17 protein-coding genes are annotated in these 18,950 nt (G+C 45.7%); 12 read left to right on the top strand and 5 right to left on the bottom strand.

The genetic code is table 11. From position 1 onward, the window contains the following. Positions 1-839: 839 nt before the first annotated feature. Positions 840-1,568 carry a YitT family protein gene (locus tag M3629_RS25235; RefSeq protein ID WP_154888393.1) on the top strand — a complete coding sequence of 243 codons (729 nt, stop codon included), beginning with the start codon at positions 840-842 and terminating at the stop codon, positions 1,566-1,568. 200 nt (positions 1,569-1,768) lie between these two features. On the opposite strand, the gene M3629_RS25230 is transcribed toward M3629_RS25235, so the two are convergent. Continuing rightward, positions 1,769-2,254 carry a DUF2188 domain-containing protein gene (locus tag M3629_RS25230; RefSeq protein ID WP_251511226.1) on the bottom strand — a complete coding sequence of 162 codons (486 nt, stop codon included), beginning with the start codon at positions 2,252-2,254 and terminating at the stop codon, positions 1,769-1,771. A gap of 226 nt (positions 2,255-2,480) precedes the next feature. Between M3629_RS25230 and M3629_RS25225 the strand changes: the two genes are divergently transcribed. Both M3629_RS25225 and M3629_RS25220 read left to right on the top strand, forming a co-directional pair. Further along, positions 2,481-3,161: a TetR/AcrR family transcriptional regulator gene (locus tag M3629_RS25225; protein WP_251511224.1), complete on the top strand. Its 681-nt coding sequence runs from the start codon at positions 2,481-2,483 to the stop codon at positions 3,159-3,161. An 81-nt stretch (positions 3,162-3,242) separates the two neighbouring features. Beyond that, positions 3,243-4,433 carry an MFS transporter gene (locus M3629_RS25220; RefSeq protein WP_251511222.1) on the top strand — a complete coding sequence of 397 codons (1,191 nt, stop codon included), beginning with the start codon at positions 3,243-3,245 and terminating at the stop codon, positions 4,431-4,433. 156 nt (positions 4,434-4,589) lie between these two features. Here the strand turns inward: M3629_RS25220 and msrA are convergent, their stop codons facing one another. Further along, entirely contained in the window at positions 4,590-5,552 is a 963-nt protein-coding gene (gene msrA / locus M3629_RS25215; RefSeq protein WP_251511219.1) for a peptide-methionine (S)-S-oxide reductase MsrA, read from the bottom strand. A gap of 251 nt (positions 5,553-5,803) precedes the next feature. Further along, on the bottom strand, positions 5,804-6,415 hold the full coding sequence (locus tag M3629_RS25210; RefSeq protein ID WP_251511217.1) for a TVP38/TMEM64 family protein: 612 nt from the start codon (positions 6,413-6,415) through the stop codon (positions 5,804-5,806). 233 nt (positions 6,416-6,648) lie between these two features. On the opposite strand from M3629_RS25210, the gene M3629_RS25205 reads away from it, so the two are divergent. Next, on the top strand, positions 6,649-7,587 hold the full coding sequence (locus M3629_RS25205; protein WP_251511286.1) for a Gfo/Idh/MocA family protein: 939 nt from the start codon (positions 6,649-6,651) through the stop codon (positions 7,585-7,587). 89 nt (positions 7,588-7,676) lie between these two features. Further along, positions 7,677-7,991, top strand: a complete 315-nt coding sequence (locus tag M3629_RS25200) for a hypothetical protein (RefSeq protein ID WP_251511215.1) — start codon at positions 7,677-7,679, stop codon at positions 7,989-7,991. Positions 7,992-8,028: 37 nt separating this feature from the next. On the opposite strand, the gene M3629_RS25195 is transcribed toward M3629_RS25200, so the two are convergent. After that, positions 8,029-8,847: an AraC family transcriptional regulator gene (locus M3629_RS25195; protein WP_251511214.1), complete on the bottom strand. Its 819-nt coding sequence runs from the start codon at positions 8,845-8,847 to the stop codon at positions 8,029-8,031. A gap of 194 nt (positions 8,848-9,041) precedes the next feature. Between M3629_RS25195 and M3629_RS25190 the strand changes: the two genes are divergently transcribed. The 6 genes from M3629_RS25190 (at position 9,042) to M3629_RS25165 (ending at position 14,745) form a co-directional block, all read left to right on the top strand. Continuing rightward, the gene (locus tag M3629_RS25190; RefSeq protein WP_251511212.1) at positions 9,042-10,154 is read left to right on the top strand and encodes a Gfo/Idh/MocA family protein; all 1,113 of its coding nucleotides are present in this window, start codon (positions 9,042-9,044) and stop codon (positions 10,152-10,154) included. Positions 10,155-10,569: 415 nt separating this feature from the next. Continuing rightward, positions 10,570-11,538, top strand: a complete 969-nt coding sequence (locus M3629_RS25185; RefSeq protein WP_251511210.1) for a sugar phosphate isomerase/epimerase family protein — start codon at positions 10,570-10,572, stop codon at positions 11,536-11,538. Between the two features lie 24 nt (positions 11,539-11,562). Continuing rightward, positions 11,563-12,291, top strand: coding sequence for a ThuA domain-containing protein (locus tag M3629_RS25180; protein WP_251511208.1), 729 nt, complete (start codon positions 11,563-11,565; stop codon positions 12,289-12,291). 332 nt (positions 12,292-12,623) lie between these two features. Further along, positions 12,624-12,926 carry a winged helix-turn-helix transcriptional regulator gene (locus tag M3629_RS25175; protein WP_192895048.1) on the top strand — a complete coding sequence of 101 codons (303 nt, stop codon included), beginning with the start codon at positions 12,624-12,626 and terminating at the stop codon, positions 12,924-12,926. A 184-nt stretch (positions 12,927-13,110) separates the two neighbouring features. Then, positions 13,111-13,839 carry a hypothetical protein gene (locus M3629_RS25170; protein WP_251511205.1) on the top strand — a complete coding sequence of 243 codons (729 nt, stop codon included), beginning with the start codon at positions 13,111-13,113 and terminating at the stop codon, positions 13,837-13,839. Positions 13,840-14,028: 189 nt separating this feature from the next. Next, entirely contained in the window at positions 14,029-14,745 is a 717-nt protein-coding gene (locus M3629_RS25165; protein ID WP_251511203.1) for a hypothetical protein, read from the top strand. A 140-nt stretch (positions 14,746-14,885) separates the two neighbouring features. Here M3629_RS25165 and M3629_RS25160 read toward each other — a convergent pair whose 3' ends face one another. Beyond that, positions 14,886-15,602 carry a Crp/Fnr family transcriptional regulator gene (locus tag M3629_RS25160; RefSeq protein WP_251511201.1) on the bottom strand — a complete coding sequence of 239 codons (717 nt, stop codon included), beginning with the start codon at positions 15,600-15,602 and terminating at the stop codon, positions 14,886-14,888. Positions 15,603-16,029: 427 nt separating this feature from the next. On the opposite strand from M3629_RS25160, the gene adhE reads away from it, so the two are divergent. After that, positions 16,030-18,642, top strand: coding sequence for a bifunctional acetaldehyde-CoA/alcohol dehydrogenase (gene adhE / locus M3629_RS25155; protein ID WP_251511199.1), 2,613 nt, complete (start codon positions 16,030-16,032; stop codon positions 18,640-18,642). The last annotated feature ends 308 nt before the right edge of the window (positions 18,643-18,950 follow it).

Below are 18,950 nucleotides of genomic sequence, written 5' to 3'. Positions count from 1 at the left end.
GAGTAAGTCTGGAAACGTTTGAATTGTATTGGCGATACCGTTCGCTATAGTGTATGTGCATAAGGAAAAGGATTCCTTTGCTAACGACTAGAAAATAAAAAAAAGCCCGTAATTGTCACAGTTGGGTGACTGCACTGTTATATTTGAAAGCTTCGGTCATAGAATAAAGGAGCAGGTAGCACCATTCGTTAGCTTTGCTGATACGGGTGTGCCTGTATGACGGCTGGAGCAGCCCAGAGGCTGTTTTATGCGTGTTTTTGCTGGGTTGCTTGTTTAGACCCGGTCACATTGGTGTTATATAATAGAAGTACAAGCAAGTTAGCTTTGGTGTTTAAATTGAATGAAATAAAATGCTGTGAGTTGAATCTCCCTTTTACACGTTAACGAAGAATGCCGAACCCATCTGTAGAAGCGAAGCGCTCGCGTTTATCACAGGATTTTTCCTTTTGAAAAAAGGAATCAAAAAAATCCGGGGATAACAGCGATCGAAAGAGGGTACTGCTATCGAAGTGGTAAGTGTAAAGCGACCTGTTCAACTTTCTGCATCATTTATTTTTCAATTTAACCAAGCACAGCTAACCACAAAACACAGAAAGGATCAGGATACCATGAGTCCCCGAAGGACAATCTCCCCAAGGACAATCTGGAAACGTTACGATCTCTCATACACATAGCGCCCCTTGTAGAGTAAACCAACCGGTTCAACAAAACGGCTGACTCTGCGAAAGAGGGGATTGGGATGAATATTCGAAGGACGTACACGATGATTTCTTCCAGGCTTACCTTTTGCAGGGTACGGTCGGTCTAAAAAACCAACTACAAACTGCGAGGGAACCTGTATGAAGAGAACATCGTTAACCGTACAACACGTTAAGACAGAAGCGATCAAGTTTGCAATTATGTTACTTGGTACATTTATTTTGGCATTTGCTTATTATCACATTAACTTTCAGAATCATTTATCGGAGGGCGGATTTGTCGGTCTGGCCCTGCTCGGAAAATATGCAACGGGTTTATCGCCGGCGATCGGCATGTTGCTACTCGACATTCCTGTCATGATCCTGGCCTGGTTCATCAAGGGCTGGAAATTCATGATCCAAGCACTGCTTGGTGTGGGTGCATTTTCCCTATTCTACGACGGCTTTGAGCGTTACTCCACACTGGTGATGAATTTTAACGGAAACCTGTGGATTCCTGCAGTACTGTCCGGTGTATTGACCGGGGTTGGTGCGGGAATTGTACTTCGCTTTGGTGGAGCGACAGGTGGAGACGATATTCTCGCTGTGCTCGTCAGCCGCTGGAAGGGATGGAAACTGGGAACGGTTTTCTTTGTCAGTGATGCGTTCGTTTTGGGATTGTCACTCTTCTTTCTTCCGGTAAAAGAAACTTTATATACAATTCTGGCTGTATGGATTGCCAGCAAAATGATTACGTATGTGGTCGGCATTCCGGCTCGCGGTACAGTGGTTACAACATCTGCTGTAAAATTACCGATTCCATCGGTTGCCGCCAAAGCGGTCAATGCAGCTACAACACGGACTTCCGTGGCACAAGGCGTAACGAATTGAGCAGGCATTTCAGAATAACCCATAGCTTATATGGCATAAAAAGTATTCGAGCTTCATTAAGCTTTGACTGGTTTGAAGCAAGCTCTGATTTAGAGAGGAATCCCTTTTGTCTGCAGACTCTGCAACAAGAGGGATTTTTTGTTATGCGTTAGGAATGCTTTTAATTAAATGTCCTTGAACATTAGTGTGATAGATGCACATTAGGATTTAAGAGAGCGAGCAATTTGACCGTCCTGATTGTGAATAATGGCTCGAATATGATGTTCGGTGCTCCATGCTTTAGCGGCATCCACAGCCTCCGCTTTGGTATCGTAGGTAGAATGGTAATCGGGTGTGCCTTCTTGCTTAATGGCCCAGCCCGATTCGGTCGGTACAACATGGATGTTGTGATGGCTCTTGGACGAGGAGACAGGTTCGGAGTGGCGCCGATTCCGAGAAAAAGAGTCTGAAGAAGAAGACTTGTCAGGTTTTTTTGATGATGTACGAGATGACGAATCGGAGCCTGACGCCTTATGATCAGGGTGGTTCTCATCCCACTCCTCTGCTTTGGCTGTCGCGATGGCAATTGCCCGTCCTTCGTCATAACCTTCATCAAGCAGAGCGTTGGCAATGTCGATCGCTTTATGCCGAATGCGTGGCTTCAGATTTTTCATGGATACCGGATAGTCGTTTTTATTCCATGGCATACGTTATCCCTCCTGAAATAGTATGGGTTAGTAGTATATTACCCCCAAGTAAATCAGATAAACGCCCAACCATTTCTCGTTGTTTTTCTATACTTCCAGGAGCATAAGGATTATAATGCGTTCGTTATAAGTCAAACTCTCATCCAGAATGGTTGTAATTCTGAAGCGGCGGGTTTCATTCCTGCCATGTTGGCATCCTCTCATGCTTTTGAATGAGTAAGAAGGGATGCCTTACTTCTATCCGTTGACAGAAATTAGGGTGAGTGCTAATATTAGACCGAATAGTCGGTTTGTTTGTGAGGAGGGTATAGTTATCGAAGTCAAACGGAGAAAAGACGTTACTCAGATTAAAAAAGATATTGTACGTAATACCAAAGAGCTTTTTGCCCAGAAGGGGTATGGAGCCACTTCGATGGAAGACATATGTACGATTAATAATCGAAGCAAAGGCAGCATTTATTATCATTTCAAAAGCAAAGAAGAGTTATTTATGTACCTGATCAAGCTTAACAACGAAGACTGGATGGACGAGTGGCTTGAGAAGGAACCTCAATATAAGACCGCTACAGAGAAGTTGTACGGACTCGCTGATCATTATGTGGATGACATGGCGAATCCGCTGAATCATGCGATTAATGAATTTGTCTCTGGTCAGGTGGTTAGCCAAGAGATGATGGATGAGATGCTTGCACTGATTCGGATTCCGTATGCGACCTACGAGCGTATTTTGTCGGAAGGTATTGAAGCTGGAGAGTTTAAAAAGGGTAACCCGCAGGACATGATGCATATTATTTATGGTTTGCTTAGTGGATTAAGTACACTTTATTTCGAGAAAGATATGCATGAAATCAGGCGTCTGTACCATATCGGAATAAACAGTCTGCTGACAGGCATCCAGCAACGTTAATGAGAACAAACTGATGAAATATCAGTTTTTCTTTTTAAACAATAACAAACCGGACAGTCGGTTTAAAAAGGGAGATGGAATATGAATACGTTATTCAGAAACAGAGCTTTTCTTATCATCACCGGATCGGATCTGTTGCAAAACCTTGCGATATGGATACGCAATATGGCAATCCTCTATTACATTATGGATCAGACGCAAGGAAACCCGGTGGCAATCTCCCTCATTACTGTTCTGGAATATGCTCCGATCTTTATATTTTCCATCATAGGCGGCGCGCTTGCAGATCGGTGGAATCCCAAACGAACGATGATTATCGGAGACATTCTAAGTGCTTTATCGATTGTCATCATCATGGGTATTCTTAGCTCGGGATACTGGCAGGTTCTTTATGCAGCAACTCTCGTTTCCTCCATCGTCAGCCAGTTCTCTCAGCCCTCATCTGTCAAAATAGTTAGACGGAATGTCAAAAAGGAGAATGTACAGTCAGCAATCGCCGTAACGCAAAGTGCAAACTCCCTTTTCCTCATTTTGGGGCCAATCGTAGGTACTTTTATATATACTGCTATGGGCATTCAGACATCCATGACGGTGTTGCTCATCTTATTTATCGCTTCTGCTATTTTGCTAACGTTTCTGCCCAAGGATCAAGCCAAGCGGGAAACCGGTACTTCTCTCTTCGCTGATATTAAAGAAGGATGGAATTATGTCACTCAGTCTCGTTCACTTCGCATGTTGGGTCTGGTTTTTAGCTGTGTTGGCCTATCCGCAGGCCTGATCAATCCACTAGCCATTTTCCTGGTTACGGAACGATTGGGATTGGAACAAACCGCACTACAATTTCTGTCGGGAGCATCCGGGCTTGGTTTGCTCATTGGCGGGGGGATCGCTGCGGCTGTCAGCAACAAGTTGAATCAAACGAAAACATTAATGATCGGGCTGTTGTGTCTGGCTGTTACAATGTTAGGTGAGGTGCTATCCAGTTGGCTCTGGTTAACGATGGGTCTGACGTTTTTAAGTTCGATAAGTCTTGCTTTCATCAACATCATTATCTCTTCTTACATGGTTAGCCGGATTGATGAGCACGTCATTGGCAGGGTGAATGGAACCATTATGCCCTTATTTATGGGAACGATGCTGATGGGTTCCTCACTGGCGGGCGTGATCATGCATCAGACTTCGTTAATTTTCGTGTATGTGATCTCGGTCATCATTATGCTCCTGAGTATGATTCCGGGTTTAAGAGTTCAGTTTAATAATCAGAATATTTGAATAATGGTGAACTAAAAAGGTGATCGCACACTGTGGCTTGAAGGTTTCGAAGCCGATATGTTAATTCAAATAAAAAAAAGAGCAAAGGGATCAACCCATTGCTCTTTTGGCTTAGTAAGAGGGTACTTTTGCTACATTTATTGCTTCTGCCCAGACTTATTCGAATAAAACGTGGTATTCGCCATAGCCTTCTTTTTGCAAATCCTCTTTAGGTACAAAACGCAGTGCCGCGGAGTTGATACAATAACGCAATCCGCCTGCTTCCGTTGGGCCATCCGGAAATACGTGCCCGAGGTGGGAATCTCCTTCGCGGCTGCGAACTTCGGTACGGATCATGAAATGGCTGAGATCTGTTTTTTCCTTCACGTTGTAGTCTCGAAGTGGACGAGTGAAACTCGGCCAGCCGCACCCCGAATCGTATTTGTCGGTAGAACTGAACAGCGGCTCACCCGACACAATATCCACATAGATGCCGTCCCCGTGATGATCCCAGAATTCGTTGTGGAACGCGGGTTCCGTGGCATTATTTTGTGTTACTTCATATTGAAGCGGAGTTAGACGTTCCTTCAATCCGCTTTTGTCCACATTACCCGACCAGTTGCGCTCAATGAAGTCCTGTCGGCCTGAGCCTTTGCTATACCGTTTGTAATGGGCGGGATTTTTGCGGTGATAGTTCTGATGATGTTCTTCTGCTTCATAGAACGGTTTCGCAGGCAGGATTGGAGTAAAGATTGGTTTGTCAAAACGTCCGCTCTGCTCCAGTGCTGCTTTGGAAGCTTCAGCGATCTGGCGCTGCTCCTCACTGTGGTAGAAGATAGCCGTCTGATAAGACGATCCGCGGTCATGGAACTGTCCACCGGCATCTGTTGGATCAATCTGCTGCCAGAAGAGCTCAACTAGCTTCTCATAGGGAAAGATGGCTGGATCAAACGTGATCTGCACCGCCTCCACATGACCTGTTGTTTCTGAGCATACTTCCTCATACGTAGGATTCTCGGTATGTCCACCTGTATAGCCTGAAACGATCTTATGGATACCAGGCAGTTCTTCAAAAGGGGATACCATACACCAGAAGCATCCGCCTGCAAATGTTGCTTTTTCTAATGATTGTTGTTCCATGCTATATTCACTCCATTTCTGATGAAAGAATCCGGTGCTTACATTCGAACAGGCACTCTGCTTCATGGCATGCGTTTACCCCAAAAACATTCGTACCAGTTCAAAGAGAGGCTCCAGTAATCATCGCTATATTTAAATTTCTAAATATGAATATTTGGCTTACTCTTCTATTATATCCCGAATGGTCAAGTCAACCAAGTGGGATCGCGCAGGGTAGGCGTAAAATCACACTGGAAAAGTTCATTACAGCCTCAAGTCTTTTTCCGTGACCGATAGCGGAACAACATGAAAACCATAGCCATAAGGATCATATATCCCGTTAGTATTCCCAAACTAAGCCAAATCGATGAACCGGCCTGTGCCCCTGCGTAGGCAAATACAAAGATTGCAGGCATTTTGCCAATCGCTGTCGCGGCCATGAACACCCAGAAAGGGGTATACGTGATGCCAGCATAGATGTTAACAGCCATCTGGGGGACCACGGGCAGTAAACGCATCGTCATCACACCCATGAACGGATGTTCCTCCATCCATGCCGTGAACCGATTCAATCCACGGATCCGTTCAAGATAACCCCGAGCCTGTTCCCGAAAAATAGTTCTTGCTCCAGCATAGACGAGGATTGCCGCAAGCGTTGTGCCAAGCCAACAAATCCATGCTGCCATGGTTATACCGTAGCTATACCCAAAAGCAATAATAACTACTTTGTAGGGAATGACAGGTACGAGGGCAAACAGCGTTGCCATGGAAAGTAACAGCGGAATGGACTGATGGTCATCGGCCCATGCCAGCAGTTCATATCTGTAAATAAACGTGACTCCGGCAAGTAAAACATAAACGAGGAGCCATAACCATTTTCGCAAAAGCCAAACGCTCCTTTCAATTCAGATCCTTTGGAGACTCAGAGCCTCATCCGGTTCTGCTATCCTCATAAGTTTACCACGACAGGCCATCTTGTGAACAATACAGACAACCATTACTTCCGATCACTGGCAAGTTAGGGACGGAGAGGTTACACTATAGGACGGAGAAAGTCATAGGCCGGATGACAAATGAAGGCTGACGAATGAATATAGCTGAAGGTGGAATGCTCATTATGGAAACGATCAAGCGTACCCGAATTGCAATCATCGGACTCGGGGGAATCGCACGTAAAGTATATTTGCCACTACTCACGGCCCATCCGCAAGTAGAGGTTGTTGGCATTATGAATCGGTCACCAGAACCGGTAAAAGAGATTGGACAGGCGTATCGCATTGAGCTGGGAACAACCGATCTGAAGGAACTGCTGTCCTGGGACTTAGATGCGGTATTTGTACATACGGCAACGGAATCCCATTTTGAGATTGTGATGGCCTGTCTGGAGAAGGGACTGGCCGTTTATGTAGACAAGCCATTATCCTATACCTTGCGCGAGTCTGAAGAGATGACTGCATTCGCAGAAGCCCAGGGCTTGCTACTCGCTGTTGGATTTAACCGCAGATTCGCACCGATGTATCTAAAGGCAAAAGAATGGATGCAGGGCGGAAAGGGTTACGAAACACTCACTTTGACCAAACATCGGACAGGTCTACAAGATCGCCCAGCCGCCGAGACCATCTATGATGATCTTATTCATATGCTCGATCTGATGTTATGGTACGCAGATAATGATGCGCAACTTGTGCATCAGTGGCTTCTCCAAGATGATCAAGGGCGGTTGCTGCATGCGGCTGGAACAGCCAAGCAAGGTAAAACGGCACTCGCTCGGTTCGAAATGATTCGTTCCGCAGGTGCTGATCTGGAGAAAGTAGAGATGCACGGCGGAGGAAGATCGGTAGAAGTCGTGAATATGGATACAGCTTACTATGCAGAACAAGGGGAACTGGATACAAAAGAGACATTTGGAAGCTGGGATACCGTGCTGGCACGCAGAGGTTTTGCCGGAGCCGTAGATCATTTCCTTGCCTGTCTGGATATACCCGATGACTGCCAGATCAGTGCGAGTTATGTTATGGATAGTCATGAGCTGGCTGAGCAGTTGATCAAGGGATAAATTATTGAATTGATCCATACCGATCTTAAAGTGATACAGAATCATTGGAATAAAAACAGCTGAATGGGGTAAAGGAGTGCTGACAAAGCATGGATGAGTATCAGAAGGAACGAAATAAACAAATTGAAGAAGCGGTCATCGAGTCTTATAAGCAAGAAGAAGAAATGATGATCCTGGTCTTTGCTCAGTGGTGTGTAAATAATGAGCTTGACCCGGAAGAAATGTACCGACAAGCGTATCCCGATCAGCAGAGCAATGGGCGTTTGCAGCAGGTACAGAAGCTGATTGTATCCAAGGAGGAGGCTGGAGATATTCCAGACGATACCGTGCTTGGTGTGCTCTCCATGTTTGGCAACGAAGACCTCGCTATGGTTATATCCGAGGCCATCGCCGCGCGCAAATAAGCTTATCTGACGTATACTACTGTTAACGTGTACATCGTTACATCTGTTCCCGGTGAATCAGGCGGAATTCTTTTGGTGACATGCCAAACCGGGAACGGAATACACGATGGAAATATGTATAATTGTTAAAACCGGATGATTCAGAGACTTGTTCGAGGGTCATCGGACTAAAAATAATCCGTTCTCTGGCCATATTAAGGCGCACATCTAGCGTATATTGCATAATGCTTTTGCCAAACGTTTCTTTAAAAAGATGCACCCCTCGTGAGACGCTGATGCCCAGATGCGTTGCGACATCCTCCAGTTTGAATAGAGAAGAAGCATTTTCCTCGATATAATTTTTAATTTCATAAGCAACATAATTGGTTTTTGTATGGGTTGGATGCTCGGATAACAATCGATCCACTTCCAGACATAATATACGCATGTAATAACTCGAAATCTCGGGGTAAGGATTGGAAAGGCGACGTTGCTCCAGGATCAGCTGTCTGAACAGGGTTAACAGGCTCTCGGACAATTCAACCTTGATTCGAGTCGGCCGTTTATGGTGTTTCCACCACTCATCCACCCAGGAACCGTTGAAGAAAATATGATAGTCCCCACTCTCCACAAGCCGCTCTCCCATGGGATTATACTCATTGTCTATTCTCAGTTCATAGGGCTCATCCGGGTCAAAAAGAAGCAAGTCTCCTGCGTCAACCCTGGACATGGAGCCATCAATACGAGCACAGCAGCGTCCATCCGTTTGAAGCCGCATCAAGTAATTTTTTACCCCGTCCAGTTGAACCATGCTATAGGGTTTACGGTGGAATGAAAAGCCAGCTGTAAGAACTTGGCAGGAAAAGTCTGTCGGCATAGGTATACTCCTTGTATGATATCCAAAATTATGACCAGATAGTTCATGTTTCAATCATATTATTCATTTTAATTGAAGCGCAAACAGAATACCATAGACTTAGAGTTGAGCAACATTAATGAATTATAATTTCAACAAGCATTTTGAACAGCTGGACATAGCTCTTACAAGCGCGTAAGGAGATGAACATCATCGTGGAAAAAATGAAAGCAGGCATCATCGGCTGTGGCAATATCAGTGCGATTTACTTAGAAAATCTAAAAACCAATCCTTATATCGAGGTTGTGGCGGTCGCTGACCTGATTCGTGAGCGTGCTCAGGAACGGGCAGATGAATTTAATATCGCAAACGTTTACAATGTAGATGAGTTGTTACAAAATGATGAGATTGAGCTTGTGCTGAACCTGACGATTCCAGGCAGTCATGCGATGACTGATTTAGCTGCTCTGGAAGCAGGCAAACATGTGTATGCCGAGAAACCGCTGGCCATTTCGTTGGAAGATGGACGCAAAGTAGTGGAGCTTGCCGAGGAAAAGGGACTGTACGTCGGCTCTGCGCCGGATACGTTCCTTGGATCAGGCATCCAGACTGCTCGCAAAGCCATTGAAGAGGGTTTGATTGGCAAGCCGATTGCGGCTACTTCCTTTTTTATGGGCGGGGGGCCGGAAGCATGGCACCCTGATCCTGAGTTTTTTTACATGGCAGGGGGCGGGCCGATGTTTGACATGGGGCCGTATTATCTGACGGCTCTCATTACGCTCCTTGGCCCGATCCGCCGGATCAGCGCGTCCGCAGGCATTCAGATTGCTGATCGCAAGGTTGGTTCAGGTCCCAAAGAGGGAACTACGCTTCGTGTCGAAACACCAACCCACTTGGCTGGAACGATTGATTTTGCGGATGGTGCCATCGTAACGCTGATTACAAGTTTTGATATCCGCGGTGCTTCTGATCTGCCACGCATCGAAATCTATGGTACGGCAGGCACGCTTAGTGTACCCGACCCTAACTTTTTTAATGGTGAAGTCAAGCTTCGCCGTTATGGTCAAGACACATGGGAAACGGTCCAGCCAGCTTTCGAAAGTGGTCACAACGAGAGAGGCATTGGACTGACCGAGATGGTGGAGTCGATTCGTGCCGGACGCGAGCACAAAGCAAGTGGTAAGCTGGCATATCATGTGCTTGAGGCCATGCATGCATTTCAGCGGTCTTCTCTTGAGGGCAAGCACATTCACCTGGAGAGCACCTACGACAGCGTTGTAACAACCAATGATATTCCATCCGAAAATGAAACAGTTGAATCTCATTAATGGATAATGGAGCTTTAGGTTTGGAGGTCCATGAGTGATGCTTTGAATTTTCGGGATAGAATCATGCTTGTTTTTCCACAATAACTAAACAAGCATGAGAACGGAACAAAAATGCAACAGCGACAGTTTGATAAACTATATCGTTTGAACATTTTATTTACACAGCAACGGAGAGGACGGAAAAAACCTGGAAAAGCGAAGCTGAAAGCTTTCTGAAAGAAAGCTGCATCGGAAGCATAAACTTCGCCTTTATCACCGAATTTTTCCCTTAATCAAAGGGAATCAAAAAAATCTGGGGATAACAGCGATTGGAAGGTTATTCTGTCATCGGAGTGCCGTGTAAAGATTTGGTTCAACATATATAGGAGAGCAAACACAGCAATCATACACTATCTAAATCAGGGAGGAATTGCACTTGAAACTCGGCGTATTTTTGGTATTATTCGGTGGACGTAAATTGGAGGATGCCCTTGATTATGTAGCTTCCAAGGGACTTAAAGCAGTAGAGATTGGAACAGGTGGACACCCGGGGAACGCTCACTGTAAGCCAGATGAGTTGTTAAGCGATCCTACAGCACTTAAAAACTTCAAAAATGCAGTGGAATCCCGCGGGCTGACGATCAGTGCTCTGAGTTGCCACGGTAACCCGTTGCATCCGCAAAAAGACATTGCAAAGGGCTTCCATGATGATTTCGTAAAATCGGTAGAACTGGCTGAAAAGCTGGAAGTGCCTGTAGTTAATACATTCTCCGGCTGTCCGGGAGACCACGAGGATGCGAAGTATCCAAACTGGCCTGTGGCGCCATGGCCGAATGATTTTCAGGAAATTTTGAAATGGCAATGGGAAAACAAAGTGATTCCTTACTGGACGGAATGGGGCAAATTCGCTGCAGATCGTAACGTAAAAGTTGGTTTGGAGCTGCACGGTGGATTTTCAGTGCATACACCAGCAACGTTGCTAAGACTGCGTGAAGCCGCAGGTGAAGTCATTGGAGCAAACCTTGACCCAAGCCACATGTGGTGGCAAGGCATTGATCCGGTGCAGGCGATTCACATTTTGGGCCGTGAAAATGCAATCCATCACTTCCATGCCAAAGATACAACGATTGATCCGGTGAACGTGAATAAACACGGGGTAACGGATATGCAGGATTACACGAATATGTTGGATCGTGCTTGGCAGTTCCGCTCGGTGGGTTATGGACATGATAACAAAACGTGGGCGGACATTATGAGTGCCCTGCGCTTGGTAGGATATGACTATGTGGTAAGTATTGAACATGAAGATGGTCTGATGTCGGTTGAAGAAGGATTCTCTAAAGCCGTACAAAATCTCCAGCAAGTATTGATCGAGGAACCGCTGGGCGATATGTGGTGGGTTTAGAGCTATACTAGGGGGAAATTGAATATGATTAACGTCACCATTTGGAATGAATTTGTCCATGAGAAAATACATGATGAAGTCAGGGAAGTTTATCCGGACGGTCTACACCGTGCGCTTGCTGACGGACTTGGCGGCGAGGGATTTGCGATTCGTACAGCTACATTGGATCAGCCTGAACACGGTTTAAGTGATGAAGTGCTGGATTCCACAGATGTGCTAATATGGTGGGGACATATGGCACATGATCGCGTTAATGATGAGATCGTACAGAAGGTAGTGCAGCGTGTATTGAACGGCATGGGCATGATTGTGCTACATTCCGGTCATTTCTCCAAGCCTTTCAAGGCGCTGATGGGAACAAGCTGTGATCTCAAATGGCGTGTAGCAGATGAGCAAGAGATCGTCTGGTGTGTCAATCCGTCTCACCCGATTGCGGAAGGCATCGACGCCAAGATCGTATTGGAAAAAGAAGAGATGTACGGTGAATTCTTCGATATTCCAGTACCGGATGAGCTGGTGTTCGTGAGCAACTTCCAAGGCGGAGAGGTATTCCGCAGCGGATGCACGTTCCGTCGCGGCGAAGGTAAAATCTTTTATTTCCGGCCCGGGCACGAGACATACCCGACGTATTACAATCCGGAAATCCTGAAAGTGATCAGCAACGCTGTAAAATGGGCCTACCCTGCCCGTAGCTCGAAGCCGCAATACGGCAAGAGCGAACCTGTAAGACCAATTGGTGGCGTGCTGGTCTAAGCCGCAGTAGCTTTAACTAATTCATGGACAATTCATAATAAGTTGATAAGGTATAACCAAGCCCTTCTCCAGGTCGCCTGACCGTGGCAGAAGGGTTCTTTTTGGGTAATATAACGATATCCGTTGTTAAACGATATTTCCCATGGTTACCTGCCATAACGTGTTGTATACTGGAGATATGTCATAAACATAGTAGCAATTTTTGTTTCTTTAATGTAAAGTTTTTCACGGTAGACGTTTTCTTTAAAGCTCAAATGTGTTATTATGAAATATACTAACAAAACGTAAGTTGAGTGATCTCTAAAGAGGTGATAAAAGTGGAAGATCAAGATATGCGGATGTGTCCGCGCTTTGAGACGGCGTTTTCTTTTTTGGGCAAGCGCTGGAACGGTTTGATTATTCAAACGTTAATGAGTGGTTCAAAGCGATTCAAAGATATCTCCAATCTGATACCGTCCATGAGTGACAAGATGTTATCTGAACGGATGAAAGACCTGGAGAGTGAAGGCATTCTGGTGCGTCACGTGTATCCGGAAACGCCTGTGCGAATTGAATATGAGCTGACCGAGAAGGGCAAGGCGTTACAGCCTGTTATGAATCAAATTCAAGACTGGGCCGAGCATTGGGTGGAATAATCCACCAGATGCTGTGTGCTGAAAGTACAGAAACTCTTGATTTCCAGTGAAATCAGGAGTTTTTGGCCTTCTGTGACAGTTTACAGGGGACTTTTTCACTTATCCGGTGCACATGTTGTCATCAGATGTAGTATAATCTATAGAAAATGGCCGCAGACGGCCGGAGCGAAGGAGGCCACTTGTCATGAGAGAAGAAAGCTTATCCCGTGAAATACGCTACGGCAAACAAGATATTGCAGAACTTGAGAGCGCATCCATTCAGGTTCATCTGATTTATCAGAAAACGGCAGAACTGTTCAAACGCTCGGTTGATTCACGTGAGGGTAGCGATAACCCTGTCGACGCAGATGGGTATTGGATGAACAGCGCTGGCTCAGGATCGTCTCCGGCGGTGCTGCAAAAATGGATTCAAGCGCCTAGTGGCTGGAAATGTATCGGTTGTGAACTGCGGTTACCCGAGCGTGTGTCTCATGCAAAACAACAAACTTACAACGACCGACTTTGTTTGAAGGCAGGAAACGGGAAATTGGTTCAGATTGAAATGCTCATTCAGGCCGTTGTCTGGTCGCAATATGAAAAAATCCGTATGTTCGCACCCTGGCTTGGTGATGAGCCGTTCTACACAGCGGAAGAATTGGAAGTTATTGCACGATATATTGTGCCCACGTATTTCTCGGATCGCCCATTGCATGAGCAGGGCAAAGTGTTCAAAATCCATCAGCCCTATGGTCATATTCCATTATATCAGGAATACGTAGATGCTCCGTCCTGTTGCGTACAGGTAGACGGTGCATTACTTGAAGGCCGTTTGCTTACGGGTGTCTTTGTCTCAGACAGCCAGACGTTTGGCCTTAATCCCTATGTGAAGGATGGTGACGGAGGCCGTACCTATATGCAAGCTTTTGTTCAATAGAGGCCTAGTCGACAGTATGACTAATGCAATATAGGAGGGTCTGCTTGCAGACTCTCCCTTTTTATAGTAGGTGCTTAAACAGGAAGGACAAAAGTAACGGCTTTGACACTGTTTTTTATCAAAGAATGTGACATAATAAAGGGTATGGACAACAGGGTGAATGATTTTACGCAGGGTGGTGTTACCTACATGATGAAGAAAATTCCCGGTTACATAGGTCTATGCATGCTTATACTCGTCATCTTGACGGGCTGTACCAGAGAGACACAGCCTTCCGAACAGCCGGTTGTCTCAGAGAAAGATTCAGCGAATACGATTACGGTTGCTATTGATGGCAGTACTTTTTTACCCGATGCGACGAAGTCCATCAAGCGAGATTTCAGTGAGGGATTGACGCTCAAAAAAGCTTTGCTGAACAGTGGGCTGGTTGATTTTACGGCAGATGGCAAACGAATACAATCTGTTGGTGAGGTTTCTCTTGATTCATCCCTGAGTTGGGCAGTGAAGCTAAACGGTAAGGATATTGCTCCAGAAAAGTGGGATACCGAGCTTCATGCTAAGGATGAGGTCGTAATATACGTCAAAGCTGCTGACAGCGGGGGAGAAGGCGTCGCATATCAGACAACCCTGCTTAAGGTGAGCGGTGGCAGTGTTGAACCAAATTTGAATCGGCAGTATGCCGGTATTTACGTCCAGGAGTGTACCGTTCGTGACGTATTAAAATCCAGTGGAGTTGTGCGTCTGTCGGAGAATAATAAATTTGTTGTTTCCGTTGAGAACGTTATGCCTCGGATGAATCAGCGATGGGTCATCAAGGTTAATGACAAGGAGTTAATGGAGAACGGATTGGATATGAAATTAAATCCACGGGATGCGGTAAAGCTTGAACTTATTAACGCATCCTGAGCCCATACAAGGAAGTGCGAAAAGCCCAATGCTGATGTTAATCACATTTGGGCTTTTTACTATATGGTTAATCTTCGAACAATCTTAACGCAAGTGAAAGACACGTTGTCTGAGGTCAAGCTCCTAGTTGAGCCATAAATTCAAATGCGGCAGATTTCACTTGGGCACAATTCGCAGTGGCAAATGCCCTGCAACATTTTCAGGTCTTTGATCACAATCATACCGTTGTCATACCCAATGGCATCTTTTTTACGAAGATCACTGAGCATGCGGTTTACACTTTCACGGGTAGCTCCAATCATATTGGATAGATCCGTGTGGGTAATTTTTTTATAAATCATCACATGATCTCCGTGCACTTCCCCATACGAATTAGACAGCCTGATTAAGGTAGAACAGAGTGCCCCAGGTTTGCCGTACAACATTAGATCCCGGAACTTCGTTTGTGTCAAACGATGGTGAATGCCCATCCATTTCATGAAATCAATCGCAAAGTCACAATGCTGACAGATCAGCATCTCCAGGTCCTTGTGTTCCAGCACGCCAATCTCGCTATCCTCCAGAACTTCTGCCGAGAAGCTATGTCTGGAACCGAAGAACGGATCGGCCTGACCAATCATGTCGCCCGTCTGGTACATGTACATGATAAGTTCCTTTCCCTCATCAGTCGATTTGGTGATCTGGGCACGTCCCCGTTTCATATAATAAAGTTTGTCAGAGACGTCACCTTCCCAGTACAGATGTGTTCCTTCCGGGTAAGTTCGGTCTTTCATCGTCACGAGCAGATGATTAAAATTCACTTCGGAGAAGCAGCTAGTGTTTCCGCGTTTTTCCAGTACGTTTGTTAGTTCTCCCATACGTTGATCTCCCCTTTATCTCCCCGGTCAGGCGAGTGTAGCTGAATATTGCCACCGAGGTCGCCGCAAACTGTGCCATCCTGATCTGGGCATCTCGGCCGTGTGGAGGTACGGTACAAATTGCGGTGGTTCAATTTTTAAGTTCAGTATATACCTAATCTTACCGTTTGAGGGGCATGGAAAGCCTTTAAAAATGGCGAAATTTCAAACATTGTGATTAAATTCACTTTTTCAAGGGAAGGATGAGGCTGTTGGTCTACTATTTTTAATAGAAGGTGAATTCTCATCAGCAAGGGGATGTTAAAAACTTAATTTAAATTTGTCATACTTTGTGAAAAAAATCACATAATATATCTTTTCCCCATGATACGATGTGCATGTAAAGAAGAGAGACAAACCAATACGAACCTTTAGGAGGATGAGGGAGATGGCTGTAAAGAATGAAGTCGCCCCAACAAAAGAACCGACAGCAGGTCAGTATATTCAAACGTTAATCGACAAAGCAAACAAAGCACATGCAGCATTCATGTCCATGGATCAGGAGCAGATCGACCGGATTGTGCAGGCTATGGCGCTTGCGGGACTGGATAAACATATGATGCTCGCCAAAATGGCCGTGGAAGAAACGGGTCGCGGTGTATATGAAGATAAAATTATTAAAAATATATTCGCCACAGAGTATGTTTATAACAGCATTAAATATGAAAAAACCGTAGGCGTTATTGAAGATAATGAGTACGACAGCTTCCAAAAAATTGCGGAGCCGGTTGGTATCATCATGGGGATCACACCGGTAACCAATCCGACATCCACAACGATGTTTAAGGCACTGATTGCCATCAAAACACGTAACCCGATCATCTTTGGTTTCCACCCTTCCGCACAGAACTGTAGCCGCGAGGCCGCGAAAATTTTGCTTGAAGCTGCTGTGAGAAACGGTGCTCCAGCCGACTGTATCCAATGGATTGATGATCCGTCCATGGATCGTACCAACGCACTGATGAACCACAATGATGTTGCTCTCATCCTGGCGACAGGCGGATCAGCGATGGTACGGGCAGCGTACAGCTGCGGTAAACCGGCACTGGGCGTAGGACCGGGTAACGTGCCTTGCTTTATTGAAAAAACAGCAGATATCAACCAGGCGGTAACGGATTTGATTCTGTCGAAGTCTTTCGATAACGGTATGATCTGTGCGTCCGAACAAGCGGTCATCATTGAAGAACCCATCTTCGATCAAGTGAAAAAGAAAATGATCACGAACGGCTGTTACTTTGTAAACAAAGAGGAAGCGGCCAAATTGACAGCAGGTGCAATCAACGCAGAGAAATGCGCGGTTAACCCGTCCATCGTAGGTCAGTCCGCTGTGAACATTGCTAAAATGTGCGGCATTGAAGTACCAGCAGGCACTAAAATATTGGTAGCCGAGATTGAAGGTGTAGGCACCAAATTCCCATTGTCCGCCGAGAAACTGAGTCCGGTGCTGGCATGTTACAAAGTTAAATCCGCAAAAGATGGCATTGAGCGTGCGGCAGAAGTCGTTGCTTTTGGCGGAATGGGTCACTCTTCCGTAATCCACTCCAATAATGAAGAGGTCATCAACCAATTTGCGGATCGCTTGCAAACCGGACGGATTATCGTGAACTCCCCTTCAACACATGGCGCAATCGGAGATATCTACAACACCAACATGCCATCGTTGACACTGGGTTGTGGATCGTACGGACGTAACTCAACATCTTCCAACGTAACTGCTGTGAACCTAATCAATGTGAAAAGGGTGGCTCGCCGTACCGTGAATATGCAATGGTTCAAAGTGCCGAACAAAGTCTACTTCGAAAAAGGGGCAACTCAATACCTTGCCAAAATGCCGGACATTACTCGCGTAGCGATTATCACAGATGCCATGATGGTCAAACTCGGATATGTGGAAAAAGTAGAACATTATCTGCGTCAACGTCAGACACCGGTAGCGATTGAAGTCTTCTCAGAAGTTGAGCCAGATCCATCAACAACAACAGTAGACCGGGGTACAGCGATGATGGAACGCTTCCAGCCCGACTGCATTATCGCACTTGGCGGCGGATCACCAATGGATGCTGCCAAAGCGATGTGGTTGTTCTATGAATATCCAGACACAGAGTTCAACAACCTGAAACAAAAATTCATGGATATCCGTAAACGGATTTACAAATACCCAAGACTCGGATCGAAAGCGAAATTTGTAGCCATCCCGACAACATCGGGTACAGGTTCGGAAGTCACATCGTTTGCAGTTATTACGGATAAAGAGCATGGTAATACCAAGTATCCGCTGGCTGACTATGAATTGACACCAGACGTAGCGATTGTAGACCCTGAGTTCGTATACAGTTTGCCAAAAACGGCAGTAGCTGACACCGGTATGGACGTATTGACTCATGCGATTGAAGCATATGTATCCGTCATGGCGAATGACTACACAGACGGACTGGCAATCAAAGCGATTCAACTGGTGTTCCAATACCTGGAACAATCGTCACTGCAAGGTGACAAACTGGCACGCGAGAAAATGCATAATGCTTCCACGATTGCCGGTATGGCGTTTGCCAACGCGTTCCTGGGCATTAACCACAGCTTGGCGCATAAATGGGGCGGTCAATATCACACCGCACACGGACGCACCAATGCCATTCTGTTGCCACACGTCATTCGTTACAATGCGAAAAAACCGACGAAATTTGCATCGTTCCCGAAATATTCGCACTTTGTAGCCGATGAGCGGTACGCCGAAATCGCACGTATTCTCGGATTGCCAGCACGCACAACCGAAGAAGGCGTGAACAGCTTGATTAAAGCGATCCGTGAATTGAACAAAAAACTGGGCATCGAAGAATCATTCCAAGAAATCGGATTCGACGCGAAAGACTTCGAATCGCGTGTAGATTACTTGGCAGATCGCGCCTTCGAAGACCAATGTACAACAGCGAATCCAAAACTGCCGCTGGTAACTGAGCTTGCCGATGTGTACCGCAACGCTTTCTACGGCAAGTTTGAATAACAAGCAACATTAAATAAATAACAACTACAGGTTGAGGCAAGTGATTCAGGGGTTCTCCACATTGGGGAGCCCCGATTGCCGTATAGTTGCATAGCCGAAGAAAAGAACAGAGAGATAGGAAAGGAGGTGAGGCAAAGAGGGCAGAGAAACGAGAAACGAAGCCCTTATTTATCAGTAACGCTAGACAGGTCTTGTGCAAGGTCGAAGCGGACCGTCCACAGGCACAGTGTAGACTAAGTTATCGTAGAGAGTCAAAATGGGCAGAAAAACGGAGAGGCGGAGCGTCCGTTTTTCAGGAGCATTGTAGT

Source organism: Paenibacillus polysaccharolyticus, assembly GCF_023714295.1.
GTDB lineage: Bacteria > Bacillota > Bacilli > Paenibacillales > Paenibacillaceae > Paenibacillus > Paenibacillus polysaccharolyticus_A.
This window is presented reverse-complemented; position numbering and strand designations above follow the sequence as displayed.

What these genes read in the sequence shown, in the direction of transcription:
- M3629_RS25235 (WP_154888393.1), top strand. Translation starts at nt 840, where the DNA reads ATGAAGAGAACATCGTTAACCGTACAACACGTTAAGACAGAAGCGATC.
- M3629_RS25230 (WP_251511226.1), bottom strand. Translation starts at nt 2,254, where the DNA reads ATGCCATGGAATAAAAACGACTATCCGGTATCCATGAAAAATCTGAAG.
- M3629_RS25225 (WP_251511224.1), top strand. Translation starts at nt 2,481, where the DNA reads ATGCCTTACTTCTATCCGTTGACAGAAATTAGGGTGAGTGCTAATATT.
- M3629_RS25220 (WP_251511222.1), top strand. Translation starts at nt 3,243, where the DNA reads ATGAATACGTTATTCAGAAACAGAGCTTTTCTTATCATCACCGGATCG.
- msrA (WP_251511219.1), bottom strand. Translation starts at nt 5,552, where the DNA reads ATGGAACAACAATCATTAGAAAAAGCAACATTTGCAGGCGGATGCTTC.
- M3629_RS25205 (WP_251511286.1), top strand. Translation starts at nt 6,649, where the DNA reads ATGGAAACGATCAAGCGTACCCGAATTGCAATCATCGGACTCGGGGGA.
- M3629_RS25200 (WP_251511215.1), top strand. Translation starts at nt 7,677, where the DNA reads ATGGATGAGTATCAGAAGGAACGAAATAAACAAATTGAAGAAGCGGTC.
- M3629_RS25195 (WP_251511214.1), bottom strand. Translation starts at nt 8,847, where the DNA reads ATGCCGACAGACTTTTCCTGCCAAGTTCTTACAGCTGGCTTTTCATTC.
- M3629_RS25180 (WP_251511208.1), top strand. Translation starts at nt 11,563, where the DNA reads ATGATTAACGTCACCATTTGGAATGAATTTGTCCATGAGAAAATACAT.
- M3629_RS25175 (WP_192895048.1), top strand. Translation starts at nt 12,624, where the DNA reads ATGCGGATGTGTCCGCGCTTTGAGACGGCGTTTTCTTTTTTGGGCAAG.
- M3629_RS25170 (WP_251511205.1), top strand. Translation starts at nt 13,111, where the DNA reads ATGAGAGAAGAAAGCTTATCCCGTGAAATACGCTACGGCAAACAAGAT.
- M3629_RS25165 (WP_251511203.1), top strand. Translation starts at nt 14,029, where the DNA reads ATGATGAAGAAAATTCCCGGTTACATAGGTCTATGCATGCTTATACTC.
- M3629_RS25160 (WP_251511201.1), bottom strand. Translation starts at nt 15,602, where the DNA reads ATGGGAGAACTAACAAACGTACTGGAAAAACGCGGAAACACTAGCTGC.
- adhE (WP_251511199.1), top strand. Translation starts at nt 16,030, where the DNA reads ATGGCTGTAAAGAATGAAGTCGCCCCAACAAAAGAACCGACAGCAGGT.